Source organism: Flavobacterium anhuiense (genome assembly GCF_900101855.1).
Taxonomy (GTDB): domain Bacteria; phylum Bacteroidota; class Bacteroidia; order Flavobacteriales; family Flavobacteriaceae; genus Flavobacterium; species Flavobacterium anhuiense.
Window position 1 is genome coordinate 605281 of record NZ_FMVC01000004.1, and the last position, 15928, is coordinate 621208.

Genomic DNA, 15928 nt, shown 5'->3' on the forward strand with positions numbered 1-15928 from the left:
AAAATTTATTATAATTTTAAGACTATTACGTTTTAGTTTATATTATCTTTGAGACCAATAAAAAACAATTATTACCACCAAAAATTGAATTTAAGGGTTGGCTTTGGCCTCTAAATAATTATTAATTCAAGTTTACCTTATATTAAAAAAAGCTTCGCCTATAGAGACGAAGCTTTTTTTTATACTTTTAATGACTGGTTGTCATTTTATTTCTTTTGCACGGGCGGAGGGATTCGAACCCCCATCAACGGTTTTGGAGACCGCTATTCTACCCTTGAACTACGCCCGTAACTTAAGGTCGGCAAATTAAGAGTTTTTTTTCTTCTCCAGCAACTATTTCAGGCATAGATTTTAAAAGAAAATCCTTTGAACCTGCGGAATCTGAAGCAAAAACTTTTGTTCCAGACAGTTAGCCTCTCAAAGTATTTTTTAATATTTCACGCAGATTTAAAAAGATTTAGGCAGATTATTAAAATAGATTTCGTTTTTAAATCAAATTAAATCTGCTCCAATCTGCAGAATCTGCGTGAAACATAACTTAATTTAGGACTGTAAAGCTTTTTTCAATCCGTCGAAAGCTACAGATACCTGCTCTCCTGTCACTAAATTTTTAAGCGTGTACGAATTTGAATTAATTTCCTGATCTCCAACCAATACCGCAAACGGAATCAAACGTTTATCTGCATATTGAAATTGTTTACCCACTTTTACATTGTCTGGATATAATTCTACTTTTATATTTTCCTGTCTCAATCTCTGAATCGCTTTTGAAGCATACAAAGCTTCTTTGTTGCCAAAATTCAAGAATAATGCTTTAGAAGTAGCCGCAACCGTTTCTGGAAACAATTGCAATTCTTCCAGAACTAGATAGATTCTATCCAATCCAAAAGAGATTCCGACACCACTCATATTTTTCAATCCGAAAATACCCGTCAAATCGTCGTATCTTCCACCACCACCGATAGATCCCATTGCTACTGTTTTTGGAGCCGCAACTTCAAAAATAGCTCCGGTGTAATAATTTAAACCACGTGCCAATGTCACATCCAAATCTAAAATTGCAGTCGATAAACCTAAATCGGCCACATTGTCGCAAATAAATTTCAATTCTTCCACACCTTTCATTCCTTCTTCAGAAGATGACAACAAGTCCGAAAGTTGTGCAATTTTGTCTGCAAAAGTTCCTGAGAAACTAAAAAGCGGTTGCACTTTTACCAACGCTTCTTCAGAAATTCCTTTTTCTATCATTTCTTTTTTAACGCCATCTTCTCCAATTTTATCCAATTTATCAAGCGCAACTGTAAAATCAATTAATTTATCTGAAGCACCGATAACCTCAGCAATTCCAGATAAAATTTTTCTGTTATTGATTTTAATTGTAACACCCTCTAAACCTAACGATGTAAAAACAGTATCATATAATTGAACCAATTCTACTTCCTGCCAAAGTGATTTTGAACCGACAACATCAGCATCACATTGAAAAAATTCCCTAAAACGCCCTTTCTGCGGATTATCTGCTCTCCAAACTGGCTGAATCTGATATCTTTTGAACGGAAATTCAATTTCACTTTGGTGTTGCACTACATATCTTGCAAACGGAACTGTCAAATCGTAACGCAAGGCTTTCTCAGAAATTTTTCCTGTGAATTTATTTAATTCGATTCTTTGCTCTAAAGTGATTTTTTCAGCAGAATTCAGCTGTAATTCCTCGATTGATTCTGGTAATTCAATTTTACTTTTATTGTAGAAAAAATTACCTGAATTTAAAATTTTAAAAATCAGACGATCTCCTTCTTCGCCATATTTCCCCATTAAGGTATCTGAATTTTCAAACGAGGGCGTTTCGATTGGCTGAAAACCGAATTTCTCGAAATTAGCTTTTATAGTCTGAATAATATATTGACGTTTTGACACCTCTGCTGGTGAAAAATCTCTTGTTCCTTTTGGTATACTTGGTTTTGAAGCCATTTTTTTTATTTTAGATTGTTGATTTTAGATTTTAGATTTCCTTTGAAAACTAAAAACCTAAAATTCTTTGACATTATTTCTTTTAATTTTTAAGCGAATGCAAATATCTTACTTTTTAAAATAAATAATAACACTTCGAAAACAAACTTGTAACAAAAACCGTATTTTCGTGACAAATTGGTCATGATGCTAAAATTATTTAAAGAAAATATCCGAATTGCTTTTGGTTCTATCAAAACCCAAATTCTGCGTACCGTTCTTACTGTTTTAATTATTGCTATCGGTATTACTGCTTTGGTGGGTATCCTTACGGTAGTTTCTGCATTAGAAAATACAATTTCCACCAATTTTGCATCAATGGGAGCTAATACGTTCAACATCAATCAATACGAAAATACGGTTCGAAATCGTGGCGGAAACGAGCGTGAAGTTATCAATCCAATTATTTCTTATCCTGAAGCTGTTGCTTTTAAAAATAAATACAAATATCCTTTTACAGAAACATCCCTTTCTTTTACTGCAACCTCAAAAGCTGAAGTAAAATATTTAGATACCAAAACAGACCCCGAAATTACAGTTGTTGGTGTAGACGAGCATTTCATTGCCAATTCTGGCTTAGAAACTACTTTAGGTCGTTCTTTTAATCAATTTGATATTGACAACAACACCTATTCATGTATTGTCGGCTCTGATTTTGAAAAAGGACTTTTAAAAGATGTAAATCCGATAGATAAAATCATTTCGATTCGCGGTGCACGATTTAAGGTTATTGGCGTTCTAAAAGAAAAAGGCTCTACTTTTGGGAACAGCCAAGATTTACGCGTTTTGATTCCGATTCAGGTTGCGAGATCCTTATTTTCTGCACCAAACATCAACTATACAATCAGTGTGATGGTTTCTAAAAAAGAACTTTTAGACGAAGCTGTCGACAATGCTACAAGTACCATGAGAAGGGTTCGTAAACTTAGTCCTGTAAGAGATAATAATTTCGGCATTGGGCGCAGTGATGACTTAATTAACCGAATTTTAGGCATTACCAAATATTTAGGCTGGGCCGCTTGGATTATATCCGTTATTACGATTTTAGGATCTTCTATTGCTTTAATGAATATTATGATCGTTTCGGTTACAGAACGTACCCGCGAAATTGGCGTTCGTAAAGCTTTGGGAGCCAAAAGATCAACAGTTGCTTTTCAGTTTTTTATCGAGACTTTATTAATTGGACAAATTGGAGGTTTGGTCGGAATCATTTTGGGAATTCTGCTTGGTTTTGCTATTGCAACGGCCATGAGCTTTGTTTTTGTGATTCCGTGGATGGCGATTTTTGCCGCTTTCGCAACAAGTTTTTGCGTAGCATTGGTTTCTGGTTTATATCCAGCTATTAAAGCATCAAAATTAGATCCTATTGAAGCTTTGCGATATGAATAATTTTTAGTCGCAGTTTTCGGTCTCAATTTTCGGTCAATACTGTCTGAAAACTGAGACCAAGACTGAAAACTTAAATATTCCCTTTTATCATACGATCGTTGTCGTAAATATCTTTTCTAAGCTCAACGTTTTGAAAACTCATACTTTCCAGCAAATCAATCATTTCTTTTCCAAGATATTGGTTGATTTCAAAATACAGTTTTCCGTTTTTCAGAAGTCCGTTTTGAGCTAGGGAAGCAATCTTTCTATAAAAAATAAGCGGATCGCTATCTTCTACAAAAAGCGCCAAATGCGGTTCGTAATCCAGTACATTCTTTTTTATTTCTACTTTTTCTAGATTTCGCACATAAGGCGGATTAGAAACAATGATATCAAACTGACAGGTAAATTCATCAGTTTCTAAAATATTCAGCAGCATAAAAGTCACCTCTACATCATTTCTAATGGCATTCCTTTTTGCGGTTTCAATCGCTTTTTTAGAAACATCAACACCAAAAACTTCAGCATTCGGAAGATTTTTAGCCAGCGAAATCGCAATACAGCCCGTTCCTGTTCCGATATCGAGAATTCTTATTTTTTTGTTTTTATCTGGACTTGCATTTTCATTAATAATCCATTCAACTAATTCTTCTGTTTCTGGCCTTGGAATTAAAACATTCTCATTTACTTCAAAATCCAAACCATAAAAGTTGGTTTTTCCAAGTAGGTACTGAATAGGAACTTCTTTCTTCAGCTGATTTAGCAACTCGTTCCAGATCGCGAAATCCTTCTCATCAAATACTAATTCATGATTTAAGGCTAAATCAATCTGGCGAAGTTGGTATCTATCTTCAAGTATCAAATAAAAAAAGCTTTCTGCTTCGTACGCATCGTAAAAAGGAGATAATTCTTTAATAAACTCAGTACGATATTGTTTAATTTTCATTTTTATTTTTTGAGCATTTTATATCAGCCGAAACTGACATTTATCTTTCAATAAGTCTTGCTTGTTTTAAATTTGTTACCTTAAAGCTACAAAACTTTGAGCATCCAAACAGGACAAGAATTATGCCCAGTACATCCCATTGGAGCATCTAAATACTCAAAACCGGATTTTTTGTAAAGTTTTTGTGCGGCATGCATAAATGGCATGGTTTCGATATAGCATTTTTTAAAACCAAAAGATTTAGCTTGCTCTAAACATTTTTCCATCATTTGAGAGCCAATTCCTAAACCTCTTGTTTTTGGAAGGAAATACATTTTCTGTAATTCGCAAATTTCGGAGTCACCATTTTCCAAAGGTGCAATACCAGCGCAGCCAACAATTTCTCCTTCATTTTCGACAACAAAATAGATCGATTTGGGTTTGCTATATTGTTCAAACATCAAATCTAGATAAGGATCTTCGTATGCTGTACCTACTTTTGGAATTTCCAGTTCATCAAAAACAGAACGTATCAAACTTGCAACTACCTGATTGTCTTTCTTTTCAATTGTACGTATTAACCAATTTACCATTTTTTTATTCTAAATCATTATATAAGCAAAAGCAAATATACTTTTTCTGTAGCTTCTTAACTTAGTCATAAACTCAAAAATAACTACTTTTGCACTGTGAATATACATGAAAAATATATAAAACGCTGCATCGAACTGGCACAAAATGGACTTGGAACAACGTATCCGAATCCGATGGTTGGCAGTGTGATTGTTTATGAAGGTCAGATTATTGGTGAAGGCTGGCATAAGAAGGCTGGTGAGCCACATGCAGAGGTAAATGCCGTAAATTCGGTAAAAGACAAATCGCTGTTGAAAAAAGCTACAATTTATGTAGGCTTAGAACCGTGCAGCCATTTTGGAAAAACTCCTCCGTGCTGTGATTTGATTATTGCAAATGAAATTCCGAATGTTGTAGTCGGCACAGTTGATCCTAACGAAAAAGTAGCTGGAAAAGGCATTTTGAAATTAATTGAAGCTGGCGCTAATGTAACCGTTGGTGTTTTAGAAGATGAATGCAACGAGCTGAACAAACGCTTTTTTACTTTTCATCAAAAAAAGAGGCCTTACGTAATTTTAAAATGGGCGGAAAGTCAGGATGGTTTTCTGGCGCCAGAAAAAGTTAGCAATCAAGATCGAAAACCGGTTTGGATCACCAATCAATATTCGAGACAATTGGTTCATAAATGGCGAACTGAAGAACAAGCAATTTTAGTTGGAACACAAACTGTAGTTGATGACAATCCGAAATTAAACGCCAGAGATTGGGACGGAAATAATCCAACAAGAGTTGTTATAGATCGAAATAACAGAATTGATCAAAACAGTTTTATTTTTGATGACACTGTGAAAACTATTATTTTTTCTAGCGAAAAAGAAAAATCACCAACAAAAAACACACAATTTGAAGTAATTGATTTCAGCAAAAATATTGTGCCTCAGATTTTAGATGTTTTATACCAAAATCAAATTCAATCTGTGATTATTGAAGGCGGAAGACAAACGCTTCAATCTTTTATCGATGAAAATCTTTGGGACGAGGCACGAATTTTTATTGGAAAAACAAGTTTTGAAAAAGGAACGAAAGCTCCAAATATTTCAAGAAAAAACAGCATCAAAACCAACATTTTAAGCGACGAACTAATACAGATTAAAAATCATGATTAATGCGATAATTTTTGACTTCGGAGACATTTTTATCAATTTAGACAAACCTGCCACAATTTCTGGTTTACAAAAATTAGGAATGAAGGAGTGGAATAATGAATTTGAACAATTAAATCTTTCTTTTGAAGTGGGCGCTATTTCTCCAGAAGATTTCATCGGCGGTTTTCAAAAACAATTGCCCAATGCTTCAAAGGAAGATATTCTAAAAGCTTGGAATGCTGTTTTGGCAGATTTTCCATTTTATCGTTTGGAATTTCTTCAGGAATTATCAAAAAAATACCGATTGTTTCTGTTAAGCAATACCGATTCTATTCACATCAATACATTTGAAGAAAAAAGTGGCGTTTCTTTTTACAAGGATTTTTATGACTGTTTTGAAAAAGTATATTTTTCTTTTGATATCGGAATGAGAAAACCAGATCCGAAAATTTATCAGTTTGTTCTTGAACAAAACAATCTAGTTGCCGAAAACACCTTATTTATTGACGACAAGACAGAAAATACCGATAGCGCCGCGGCTTTAGGAATCAAAGTTTGGAATCTTCAAGTTGGGAAAGAAGATGTGGTCGATCTTTATAAAAAAAATATACTTTAAGAATACTGCTTTTGGAAATTAACGATACTTATCAAACTATTGCGGCTGCATCTGAAGAAATACTGTTTAAGGAAAAAGGCAGTAAATTCTTTGGTTATGCTTTTCCAATAGATCACGAAGATGAAGTAAAGCCCATTATTGAAGAGCTAAAAAAGCAGCATCCGCATGCGGTGCACTATTGTTATGCTTACCAAATTGGTGTTGGAAATAAAGTTTCGTATCGTGCCAATGATGATGGCGAACCCAGCAACACAGCTGGAGCACCAATTTACGGCCAGATACAATCTTTTGGATTAACTAACGTTCTTGTAGTAGTCGTTCGTATTTTTGGAGGAGTAAAATTGGGTGTTGGCGGTTTAATTGCAGCTTATAGAACTACAGCGCAGCAGACCTTAGAAGTTTGTGAAATTGTAGAAAAAACAATAGACGTCGAATTTTTAATTTCTTTTGATTATAAAAACATGAACAAAGTCATGAGAGTGATCAAAGAAAAGAAATTAGAAATCGTATCTCAGGAAATGGAAATGGATGAAGTTTCTGGACTGCCAATTGGCAAAATTGTGACAAAAACGAGAAAAAAAAATGCCGAAACAGTATTCAGCATTTTTGATTTAATGTTCGAAATTGATATCAAAATTATATAATTTAACATCAAAATGAAGGCAGTTTTAACACTTTTCATCCAGTGATTTGAATATATCTAAAATGTATTCTGGAGGAGCTGTTGGACGACCTGTTTTTAACGCAACAAATACTAAAATAAACGTTGCAGTTGTTAATAACTCATTCGCCTCATTATAGATTGCGCAGTCAAATTCGATCTTCACAGAAGAGTGACTTTTGAATGTAGTGTGAATTGTTAAAAGTTCGTCGTATCGCGCCGATTTTTTGTAGTTGATATTCATGTTGACAATTGGAAGACCAATTCCGCTTTCTTCCATGCTTTTATACGAAACCCCTTTATTTCTAAGCCATTCCACGCGTCCTATCTCAAAATAAGGCACATAATTTCCGTGATAAACGACTCCCATTTGGTCAGTTTCTGAGTAACGAACTCGTACTTGAGTCTGATGATTTTTCATTTATAAAATATTAAAAAAATTCGAATTTGAAAAGGCTCTTTACAACTTTTTTTTATAAAATTAGATACCAAAATATTTTTTTTTACAGAAATTTGTTCACATATTTGTTATCCCGAAATACGGAATAAAATTGCTCCTTTTTTATTAGGAGAATCTTTATAACAATAATAAAAATTTATCTGAATCTATGACTAAAACTGCTCAATCGGTATGGGAAAACTGTTTGTCCTTTATAAAGGATAATATTCAAGACCAAGCATATAAAACTTGGTTCGAACCAATCAAATCAGTTGAGCTAACCGATAACGCATTATACATTCAGGTTCCAAGTAAATTTTTCTACGAATGGCTCGAAGAGCATTACGTAAAATTATTGAAAGTTGCGCTTACCAAAGAACTGGGAAAAAACGCAAAGTTACTCTATAAAATTAAAATGGAGAACACTTATGGCAATAAACAGCCGTTTACCGAGCAGCTGCCAAGTGCCAATAGAGTGCCAATGAAACCGCAAGAGGTTGATGCTCCGTTTAAAAACTTAAATCCTGAACTTAAAAATCCTTTTGTAATTCCTGGAATCAGAAATTTAAAAATTGAGTCTCAGTTAAATCCGAACTACAGTTTTGACAACTTCTTAGAAGGAGATTCAAATAGATTGGCTCGTTCTGCTGGTATGGCAGTTGCCAACAAACCAGGGGGAACTTCATTTAACCCATTATTAATTTTTGGAGGGGTTGGTTTAGGAAAAACACACTTAGCGCATGCTATAGGTGTAGAAGTAAAAGATAAATATCCAGAAAAAACGGTTTTATATATTTCTGCTGAGATTTTCACACAGCAATACATTGATTCTGTAAAAAAGAATAATCGTAATGATTTCATTCACTTTTACCAATTAATTGATGTTTTGATTATTGACGATGTTCAATTCTTATCTGGAAAATCTGGAACACAAGATGTATTCTTCCACATTTTCAACTATTTGCACCAAAACGGAAAACAAGTAATCTTAACTTCTGATAAAGCTCCTGTTGATATGCAGGATATCGAGCAAAGATTATTATCTCGTTTTAAATGGGGATTGTCTGCAGAATTGCATCAGCCAGATTACGAAACGCGTATTTCAATCTTAAAAAACATTTTATACCGCGATGGTGTAGAAATGCCTGAAGATATTTTAGAATACGTTGCCCGCAACATCAAAACAAACGTAAGAGAACTTGAAGGAGCTATTATTTCATTGATCGCTCAATCTTCTTTCAACAAAAAAGAAGTTACAATTGAACTGGCGAAAAGTGTTGTAGAGAAATTTGTTAAAAACGTAAAGAGAGAAATCTCTATCGATTATATCCAAAAAATTGTTTCAGACTATTTCCAATTAGACATTGAAACACTTCAATCTAAAACTAGAAAGAGGCATGTTGTGCAAGCAAGACAATTAGCCATGTTCTTCGCTAAAAAATTCACTAAAGCTTCTTTGGCTAATATTGGTTCGCAAATTGGAGATCGCGATCACGCAACTGTTCTTCACGCTTGTAAAACAGTCGACAACTTAGTTTCTACAGACAAACAATTTAAAAAGTTTGTTGAAGACATCAATAAAAAACTAACGCTTTAAGACGCGCCATGCCTGTAAAAATCTTAATGGTTTGTTTAGGGAATATCTGCAGATCACCTTTAGCAGAAGGAATTTTAGCCTCTAAATTACCTCAAGATAAATTTTTAGTTGATTCTGCCGGAACAGGTTCTTGGCATGTTGGACATTGTCCTGACAAACGTTCTATTGAAGTTGCCAAAAAATACGGAATCAATATCAGCGCACAAAAAGGAAGACAAATAAAAGCCTCTGATTTTGATGAGTTTGATTATATCTATGTAATGGACAATTCGAATTTTCGCGATGTTATTCATTTAGCCAAAACTCCAGAACACAAAAACAAAGTCCGTTTGATTTTAAACGATTTATTTCCAGACGAAAATGTAGACGTTCCTGATCCGTACTATGGTTCTGCCAATGGTTTTGAAAACGTTTACAAAATGCTGGACGAAGTGACTGATTTAATTGCAGACCAACTTCTTAAAAAACACTCCTAATCTAATTCAATTGTTTCTAAAAAAGAGATAATTGAATTTTTTAATTTTAAACAAAAGCACATGAAATCTTTCGGAAAATTATATCTAATTCCAACTACAATGGGCGAAAGCGATCCGATGGATGTTTTACCTCAGACTGTTAGAAGAACGATAGAAGTTATCGACCACTATATTGTTGAAAATGATAAAACTGCTAGAAAATCTATAAAAGCCGTTTATCCAGAAAAAAAACAATCTGAATTGGTTCTTTTTACTTTGAACAAAAGAACAGAAACTAGCGAACACAATGATTTCATCAAACCTTTGCTGGAAGGAACAAATATGGGATTAATGAGCGAAGCTGGCTGTCCTGGCGTTGCAGATCCAGGTGCTGCAATTGTAAAATTGGCACATGAAAAAGGGATTCAGGTTGTGCCTTTAGTTGGTCCTTCTTCTATCCTATTGGCTATGATGGCTTCAGGAATGAACGGCCAGAGTTTTACTTTCAACGGATATTTACCAATTGATAAAGACGAGAAAAAATCGGCAATTCGTCATTTTGAGAAATTATCTTATGATAAAAATCAATCGCAATTATTCATTGAAACTCCCTACAGAAATAATAAACTGATAGAAGATCTTTTGCAGATTTTAAGTCCTGCGACACATCTTTGTATTGCGGCAGATATTACTTTGCCAACAGAATTCATCAAAACATTGAAAGTTGCTGATTGGAAAAAATTAAAAATTGACATTGATAAGCGTCCTGCTATTTTTATTATTCATAAAATGTAATTAATCTTATGAGAATGAAAAAAACTTTAATGCTAATTTTGATTTTGATTGGTTTCACACAATGTAATTTTTTCACAGAAACTAAAGCTTCAAAAGAAGAAAAAACAGAACAGAATATTGTTAAAGAAAACAACTTTGAAGAATCTATCACAGAAGCAAATATATCTGATAGTGATAATGAAGTTCAAATAAAAGAAGACACCACAATATATGCTATTGACTCAATTGATGTAAAACCTGATTTTGAAGGGGGAATACAGAAATTTCAAAAATACATCAAAAATAATTTCTTCTACCCTGAAGAAGATGAACATGTAAAAGGTATGCTTGAAGTAAATTTTGTAGTTGAAAAAGACGGGAATCTTAGCAATATAAAAGTTATTAAAGATATTGGGCACGGCACAGGAAACGAAGCAATTCGCGTTCTAAAAAAAGCTCCTAAATGGATTCCGGCAACCAATAATCATAGACTTGTGAGAACTCTTTACTATTTATCAATACCTGTGGATAATCATCAGGAACAAAACCTTTAATTTCTATTTGGCCTGCAAGTTTTCCCTAATCAAACTTCACTATGAGCAAACTCCCTAACATAACCACAAGCATTTTTACGGTAATGTCAAAAATGGCAACCGAATACAATGCCATAAATCTTTCTCAGGGATTTCCAAATTTCCCTGTTGACGAAAGATTAACAGATATAGTTGCAAGATTAGCAAAGGAAAATGTACATCAATATACTCCAATGGCAGGTTATCCGCCGTTGATGAATAAAATTGCAAAGCTGACTCAGGATTCATACAATAGAACGATTAATCCTGATTTAGAACTTTTGGTTACGGCTGGAGCAACGCAAGGAATTTTTACAACAATTTTAGCTTTAGTAAGAGAAAATGACGAAGTAATTATTCTTGATCCAAGTTATGATTCTTACGAATCTCCTGTTTTACTTTGTAAAGCAAAACCTGTTCGAGTTGCTCTAAATGACGATTATACTCCAAATTGGGATAGAATTGAAAAAGCATGTTCTGCTAAAACCAGATTGATGATTATCAATAATCCGCATAATCCGACTGGAAAAATCTTAACTGAAAATGATTTTGTCCAATTAAAAAATCTTCTGGAGAAATATCCAAACATTATCATTTTATCCGATGAAGTTTACGAATATATTACTTTCGAAGAAAAACATATTTCGGCACATACAAAAGATTTCCTTTTAGACCGTTGCGTGATGGTTTCTTCTTTTGGAAAATCTTTTCATATAACAGGCTGGAAAATTGGCTACACTATTGCTCCAGAACATTTAATGAAAGAAATCAAAAAAGTCCATCAGTTTTTGGTCTTCAGCGTGAATAGTATTTCTCAGTTTGCCATTAGCGAATATTTAGATGTTGTTGATGTCAATCTTCTTGGAAAATTCTATCAGGAAAAACGAGATTATTTTCAAAAACTGCTTCAAAATAGTCGTTTTGAACTAAAACCTTGCGAAGGAACTTATTTTCAGGTTGCTTCCTATGCTAATATTTCAAATGATGACGATGTAACTTTTTGTAAAAATCTAATTATCGATCATGGCGTAGCTGCAATTCCTATTTCGACCTTTTATTCAGATCATAAGGATCAAAAATTAATTCGTTTTTGCTTTGCCAAAGACGAGTTCACACTTGAATCTGCAGCAAAAAAATTATGCGATATATAAAATTTTTCAAAATTTTATAACATTGTTATGCGTGCATCCTATTTTATTTAACTAATATTGTAAAAAAAAGAAAAAATATGAGCTACACAGATAAAATGTTGCGTGATGATGCTTTAAAAGGCAAAGTCATTGTCGTTACAGGCGGCGGAAGCGGTTTAGGCAAAGCTATGACCAAATATTTTCTCGAATTAGGAGCTCAAGTAGCGATAACCTCTAGAGATTTAGAGAAGTTAAAAACCACAGCTGCCGAACTGGAAAGCCAAACTGGAGGCAAATGTCTTCCTCTTCAATGTGATGTTCGCCATTACGAAGAAGTCGAAAACATGCTTCAGGAAACTTTAAAGGTTTTCGGAAAAGTAGATGTTCTTTTAAATAATGCGGCAGGAAACTTCATTTCGCCAACCGAAAGATTATCTGCAAATGCTTTTGATACTGTGATAGATATCGTACTCAAAGGTTCTAAAAACTGTACGTTAGCTTTTGGAAAACACTGGATTGACACGAAACAAACTTCGGCAACGATTTTAAATATAGTAACTACTTACGCTTGGACAGGATCTGCTTATGTGGTTCCTAGTGCTACTGCAAAAGCGGGAGTTTTAGCAATGACAAGAAGTCTTGCTGTAGAGTGGGCAAAATACGGAATTCGTTCTAACGCAATTGCTCCTGGACCATTCCCTACAAAAGGTGCTTGGGACAGATTATTGCCTGGAGATCTTTCAGAGAAATTTGACATGGCTAAAAAAGTGCCATTAAAAAGAGTTGGAGATCACCAAGAATTAGCAAATTTAGCTGCTTACCTAGTTTCAGATTTCTCTTCATACATAAATGGAGACGTAATCACAATTGATGGTGGCGAATGGTTAAAAGGTGCCGGACAATTCAACTTATTAGAGGCAATTCCAGAAGAACTTTGGGATCAGCTTGAAATGATGATTAAAGCAAAAAAGAATAAATAAATACAAGTGCTTACTAAATTCAGAATATTTTTTTAAACTATACTGATTGCACGAAATCCCGAAGGTTTACTTTCGGGATTTTTTTATGTTTTTCACCATATAAGTAATATAAGTTCAGCTAAGAAGCATTTTGTTTAAATATCTGTTTACTTAAATTTACTTATGTTACTTATATGGTTAAATTATTTTAAATGTTTAACGATTCAGTTAAATTATTATTTTTGCCAAACAAATATCAAACAAAAATTTTATGCTCATTATCGGACTTGCAGGAGGAACAGGAAGTGGAAAAACTACAGTAGTACACCAAATTATGAATGAATTACCAGACACAGAAGTTGGGGTGATTTCTCAGGATTCGTACTACAAACAAACCGATAATTTATCTTTTGACGAAAGAGCATTAATTAATTTTGACCACCCACGTGCGATTGATTTTGAATTATTGGTAAAACATCTAAAAGCTTTAAAAGCAGGAGAAACAATCGATCAGCCGGTTTATTCTTTTATTCAGCACAATAGAACAGACGATACCGTTTCGACTCATCCAAGAAAAGTGATGATTGTTGAAGGAATTTTGATTTTGACAAATCCGGAATTGCGTGACATGTTCGACATTAAAATCTTTGTTCACGCAGATTCTGACGAAAGATTAATTCGTCGTTTAAAAAGAGATATTTCAGAACGCGGACGCGATATTGATGAAGTTTTAAACCGTTATCAAACGACTTTAAAGCCTATGCATGAGCAATTTATCGAACCTTCTAAGGCTTTTGCAGACATTATCATCCCGAATGACAAATACAATACGGTAGCAATTGATGTCGTTCGTGCCGTAATTAATCAGAGAATTTCATAATTTTTATCGTAAATTTAAACCATAAAATTATATGCAGCCCAGCGAAGGTCGGGTTTGCTCTCTAACAGGTCTAAAAAAACAATTCAAAAGAAATTATCTTATATGAAATTTAAGAATCCATATAAAGACAAAAAGTGGTTTAAATATCTAGGCAATAAATATGTTTGGGTTTTACTGTTTTTTATAGTTTGGATGTTATTTTTAGACAATTACTCTTATTTTGATCATCGCTTTCTAGATCAGCAGATACACGAACTCGAGGATAATAAAAAATATTATCAGGAAGAAATCAAAAAAGATCAGGAGCAAATTAAGCTACTCAAAAATCCAGAACAAATTGAGAAATACGCTCGCGAAAAGTATTTTATGAAAAAGGACAGCGAAGATATTTATATCATACAATTTGAAGGAGACACGATTCAAGAAAAAGAATAATCAAAAAAACTACAATGGCCACTAACCTATTCGACGATTTTAATCCGATTTCATCCAAACAATGGAAACAAAAAATTCAGTTTGAATTAGATGGAGCCGATTACAATCAAACTGTTATTTGGAATTCTCCAGAAGATATTCAGGTAAAACCTTTTTATCATAGCGATGAGTTTACAAAAGCTGCAAATGTAAATACACAAGCTTCAGATTTTAAAATCTGCCAGAATATTTTTGTTTTCGATGTAGAAAAATCTATCGAACGCACTTTAAACACTTTAGAAAGAGGTGCAGAAAGCCTTCGTTTTACAATCGAAAATGATAAAATCGATGTTCAAAAACTATTGAATAATCTTCCTTTAGAAAACAAAAACGTTTACTTTAATTTCAGTTTTATCTCAATCGATTTCGTTAAAAAATTAGACACAATTTCAATTCAGAAAAAAGCTAATTTTTACTGCAATTTTGATCCAATCGGACAATTAGCAAGAGAAGGAAATTGGTTTACTACTTCGGAGAAAAATAATTTTGAAACATTAGACTTACTTTTTAAAAATACAACCAATTTAAATCTGCTAAGTGTAGATTTGGGATTGTATCAAAATTCTGGAGCTAATATTACTCAGCAAATCGCTTATAGTCTAGCGCATGCAAACGAATATTTAAATCGATTCTCAGATACTGCAAAATCTATTGTTTTTCAAGTTTCTGTGGGAACAAATTATTTCTTTGAAATTGCTAAACTTCGTGCGCTTCGAATGCTTTTTGATTTAATCGCTGCAGAATATAATTCCAAAATCGAATGCCATTTATTAGCAACGCCAACAAAACGCAACAAAACAATTTACGATTATAATGTCAATATGCTGCGTACGACAACTGAATGTATGTCGGCAATTTTGGGAGGCGCTGATGCAATTGCTAATTTGCCTTACGATGCTTTATACCATAAAGACAATGAATTTGGAGATCGAATTTCTAGAAATCAGCTTTTGATTTTAAAACATGAAAGTTATTTTGACAAAGTAGATAACCCAGCTGATGGAAGTTATTATATTGAAAGTTTAACCATGCAACTGGCAGAAAAAAGCTTGGCATTATTTAAAGATATAGAAGCCAATGGAGGTTTTCTAAAACTTTTAAATGAAGGCACAATCAAAAAGAAAATTCAGGAAAGTGCCAATAAAGAACAGGAATTATTCGATTCTAAAAAAGAAATTCTTTTAGGCACAAATAAATATCCAAACAAAGAAGATAGAATGAAACATGATTTAGAATTGTTTCCTTTTGTAAAAATCAAACCAAGAAAAACATTAATTACCCCAATTATCGAAAAGAGATTGGCTGAGAAAATGGAGCAAGAAAGATTGGAATTAGAATAATCTCAAACGT

17 protein-coding genes and 1 tRNA gene are annotated in these 15928 nt (G+C 33.5%); 13 read left to right on the top strand and 5 right to left on the bottom strand.

The window, feature by feature from the left end:
* Nucleotides 1–218: 218 nt before the first annotated feature.
* Nucleotides 219–289 (bottom strand) — tRNA-Trp (locus tag BLP44_RS13755).
* Nucleotides 290–543: 254 nt separating this feature from the next.
* Nucleotides 544–1971, bottom strand: a complete 1428-nt coding sequence (gene hisS, locus BLP44_RS13760; protein ID WP_091133684.1) for a histidine--tRNA ligase — start codon at nucleotides 1969–1971, stop codon at nucleotides 544–546.
* A gap of 183 nt (nucleotides 1972–2154) precedes the next feature.
* Here hisS and BLP44_RS13765 point away from each other — a divergent pair, with 183 nt between their 5' ends.
* On the top strand, nucleotides 2155–3399 hold the full coding sequence (locus BLP44_RS13765; RefSeq protein ID WP_091133686.1) for an ABC transporter permease: 1245 nt from the start codon (nucleotides 2155–2157) through the stop codon (nucleotides 3397–3399).
* A gap of 70 nt (nucleotides 3400–3469) precedes the next feature.
* Here BLP44_RS13765 and prmC read toward each other — a convergent pair whose 3' ends face one another.
* Both prmC and BLP44_RS13775 read right to left on the bottom strand, forming a co-directional pair.
* Nucleotides 3470–4324, bottom strand: coding sequence for a peptide chain release factor N(5)-glutamine methyltransferase (gene prmC, locus BLP44_RS13770; protein WP_091133688.1), 855 nt, complete (start codon nucleotides 4322–4324; stop codon nucleotides 3470–3472).
* Between the two features lie 86 nt (nucleotides 4325–4410).
* Nucleotides 4411–4896, bottom strand: coding sequence for a GNAT family N-acetyltransferase (locus BLP44_RS13775; RefSeq protein ID WP_066033757.1), 486 nt, complete (start codon nucleotides 4894–4896; stop codon nucleotides 4411–4413).
* A 96-nt stretch (nucleotides 4897–4992) separates the two neighbouring features.
* Between BLP44_RS13775 and ribD the strand changes: the two genes are divergently transcribed.
* Genes ribD through BLP44_RS13790 form a run of 3 tightly spaced genes read left to right on the top strand, consistent with a single transcriptional unit; the run spans nucleotide 4993 to nucleotide 7281 of the window.
* Nucleotides 4993–6042 (top strand): bifunctional diaminohydroxyphosphoribosylaminopyrimidine deaminase/5-amino-6-(5-phosphoribosylamino)uracil reductase RibD, encoded by a 1050-nt coding sequence (ribD, locus tag BLP44_RS13780; RefSeq protein WP_091133690.1) that lies wholly within the window; start codon nucleotides 4993–4995, stop codon nucleotides 6040–6042.
* Nucleotides 6035–6637 carry an HAD family hydrolase gene (locus BLP44_RS13785; protein WP_008467985.1) on the top strand — a complete coding sequence of 201 codons (603 nt, stop codon included), beginning with the start codon at nucleotides 6035–6037 and terminating at the stop codon, nucleotides 6635–6637. Before ribD ends, BLP44_RS13785 begins: the two co-directional genes overlap by 8 nt.
* Before the next feature lie 11 nt (nucleotides 6638–6648).
* Nucleotides 6649–7281, top strand: coding sequence for an IMPACT family protein (locus BLP44_RS13790; protein ID WP_066033755.1), 633 nt, complete (start codon nucleotides 6649–6651; stop codon nucleotides 7279–7281).
* A 24-nt stretch (nucleotides 7282–7305) separates the two neighbouring features.
* Here BLP44_RS13790 and BLP44_RS13795 read toward each other — a convergent pair whose 3' ends face one another.
* The gene (locus BLP44_RS13795; protein WP_008467980.1) at nucleotides 7306–7719 is read right to left on the bottom strand and encodes an acyl-CoA thioesterase; all 414 of its coding nucleotides are present in this window, start codon (nucleotides 7717–7719) and stop codon (nucleotides 7306–7308) included.
* 187 nt (nucleotides 7720–7906) lie between these two features.
* Between BLP44_RS13795 and dnaA the strand changes: the two genes are divergently transcribed.
* The 9 genes from dnaA (at nucleotide 7907) to BLP44_RS13840 (ending at nucleotide 15918) form a co-directional block, all read left to right on the top strand.
* Nucleotides 7907–9334, top strand: coding sequence for a chromosomal replication initiator protein DnaA (gene dnaA, locus BLP44_RS13800; RefSeq protein ID WP_008467978.1), 1428 nt, complete (start codon nucleotides 7907–7909; stop codon nucleotides 9332–9334).
* A gap of 8 nt (nucleotides 9335–9342) precedes the next feature.
* On the top strand, nucleotides 9343–9810 hold the full coding sequence (locus BLP44_RS13805; protein WP_091133692.1) for a low molecular weight protein-tyrosine-phosphatase: 468 nt from the start codon (nucleotides 9343–9345) through the stop codon (nucleotides 9808–9810).
* A gap of 60 nt (nucleotides 9811–9870) precedes the next feature.
* Nucleotides 9871–10584, top strand: coding sequence for an SAM-dependent methyltransferase (locus tag BLP44_RS13810; protein ID WP_008467974.1), 714 nt, complete (start codon nucleotides 9871–9873; stop codon nucleotides 10582–10584).
* Between the two features lie 14 nt (nucleotides 10585–10598).
* Complete coding sequence (locus BLP44_RS13815; protein ID WP_244511775.1) at nucleotides 10599–11117, top strand: energy transducer TonB; 519 nt, start codon at nucleotides 10599–10601, stop codon at nucleotides 11115–11117.
* A 41-nt stretch (nucleotides 11118–11158) separates the two neighbouring features.
* Nucleotides 11159–12286, top strand: coding sequence for a methionine aminotransferase (locus BLP44_RS13820; RefSeq protein ID WP_091133696.1), 1128 nt, complete (start codon nucleotides 11159–11161; stop codon nucleotides 12284–12286).
* 77 nt (nucleotides 12287–12363) lie between these two features.
* Nucleotides 12364–13245, top strand: coding sequence for an SDR family oxidoreductase (locus tag BLP44_RS13825; RefSeq protein WP_008467969.1), 882 nt, complete (start codon nucleotides 12364–12366; stop codon nucleotides 13243–13245).
* Between the two features lie 250 nt (nucleotides 13246–13495).
* A complete protein-coding gene (udk, locus tag BLP44_RS13830) occupies nucleotides 13496–14104 on the top strand; it encodes a uridine kinase (protein WP_008467967.1) in 609 nt (202 codons plus the stop codon).
* A 102-nt stretch (nucleotides 14105–14206) separates the two neighbouring features.
* Nucleotides 14207–14539 (top strand): FtsB family cell division protein, encoded by a 333-nt coding sequence (locus tag BLP44_RS13835; RefSeq protein ID WP_091133698.1) that lies wholly within the window; start codon nucleotides 14207–14209, stop codon nucleotides 14537–14539.
* Nucleotides 14540–14553: 14 nt separating this feature from the next.
* Complete coding sequence (locus tag BLP44_RS13840; RefSeq protein WP_091133700.1) at nucleotides 14554–15918, top strand: methylmalonyl-CoA mutase subunit beta; 1365 nt, start codon at nucleotides 14554–14556, stop codon at nucleotides 15916–15918.
* Nucleotides 15919–15928 lie beyond the last annotated feature (10 nt).